This is a genomic window from Bacillus sp. NPDC094064 (genome assembly GCF_050279585.1).
GTDB lineage: Bacteria > Bacillota > Bacilli > Bacillales > Bacillaceae_G > Bacillus_A.
On the sequence record NZ_JBNNUI010000022.1, the window covers coordinates 1 to 1,712 of the forward strand.

At 52.9% G+C, this 1,712-nt stretch carries 1 rRNA gene (running past one end of the window); it reads right to left on the reverse strand.

Annotated elements, in window-relative coordinates:
• Positions 1–8 precede the first annotated feature (8 nt).
• Positions 9–1,712: ribosomal RNA gene (locus ACQKNI_RS26000) — 23S ribosomal RNA — on the reverse strand (it continues 1,316 nt past the right edge of the window).

The following is a 1,712-nucleotide window of genomic DNA, read 5'->3' on the forward strand; positions in this document are numbered from 1 at the left end:
CATATTATATGGTTAAGTCCTCGATCTATTAGTATTCGTCAGCTCCACATGTCACCATGCTTCCACCTCGAACCTATCAACCTGATCATCTTTCAGGGATCTTACTAGCTTACGCTATGGGAAATCTCATCTTGAGGGGGGCTTCATGCTTAGATGCTTTCAGCACTTATCCCTTCCGCACATAGCTACCCAGCTATGCCCTTGGCAGAACAACTGGTACACCAGCGGTGCGTCCATCCCGGTCCTCTCGTACTAAGGACAGCTCCTCTCAAATTTCCTACGCCCACGACGGATAGGGACCGAACTGTCTCACGACGTTCTGAACCCAGCTCGCGTACCGCTTTAATGGGCGAACAGCCCAACCCTTGGGACCGACTACAGCCCCAGGATGCGATGAGCCGACATCGAGGTGCCAAACCTCCCCGTCGATGTGGACTCTTGGGGGAGATAAGCCTGTTATCCCCGGGGTAGCTTTTATCCGTTGAGCGATGGCCCTTCCATGCGGAACCACCGGATCACTAAGCCCGACTTTCGTCCCTGCTCGACTTGTAGGTCTCGCAGTCAAGCTCCCTTATGCCTTTGCACTCTACGAATGATTTCCAACCATTCTGAGGGAACCTTTGGGCGCCTCCGTTACACTTTAGGAGGCGACCGCCCCAGTCAAACTGCCCACCTGACACTGTCTCCCGGGTCGATAAGACCCGTAGGTTAGAATTTCAATACAGTCAGGGCGGTATCCCACCAGCGCCTCCACCGAAGCTAGCGCTCCGGTTTCAAAGGCTCCCGCCTATCCTGTACAAACTGTACCAAAATTCAATATCAGGCTACAGTAAAGCTCCACGGGGTCTTTCCGTCCTGTCGCGGGTAACCTGCATCTTCACAGGTACTATAATTTCACCGAGTCTCTGGTTGAGACAGTGCCCAAATCGTTACACCTTTCGTGCGGGTCGGAACTTACCCGACAAGGAATTTCGCTACCTTAGGACCGTTATAGTTACGGCCGCCGTTTACTGGGGCTTCAGTTCAGAGCTTCGCTTACGCTAACCCCTCTCCTTAACCTTCCAGCACCGGGCAGGTGTCACCCCCTATACTTCGCCTTACGGCTTCGCAGAGAGCTGTGTTTTTGCTAAACAGTCGCTTGGGCCTATTCACTGCGGCTTTCCGTTAAGAAAGCACCCCTTCTCCCGAAGTTACGGGGTCATTTTGCCGAGTTCCTTAACCAGAGTTCTCTCGCACACCTTAGGATTCTCTCCTCGCCTACCTGTGTCGGTTTGCGGTACAGGCACCTTTTATCTCGCTAGAAGCTTTTCTTGGCAGCGGGGAATCAAAGACTTCGCTCCATAAGGAGCTTCCCCATCACAGCTCAGCCTTCACGATAAGCGGATTTGCCTACTTATCAGCCTAACTGCTTGGACGTGCACAACCAATCGCACGCTTCTTCTATCCTTCTGCGTCCCTCCATTGCTCAAACGATAAAGAGGTGGTACAGGAATATCAACCTGTTGTCCATCGCCTACGCCTGTCGGCCTCGGCTTAGGTCCTGACTAACCCTGAGCGGACGAGCCTTCCTCAGGAAACCTTAGGCATTCGGTGGACGGGATTCTCACCCGTCTTTCGCTACTCATACCGGCATTCTCACTTCTAAGCACTCCACCAGTCCTTACGGTCTGACTTCACTGTCCTTAGAACGCTCCCCTACCACTGATACCATT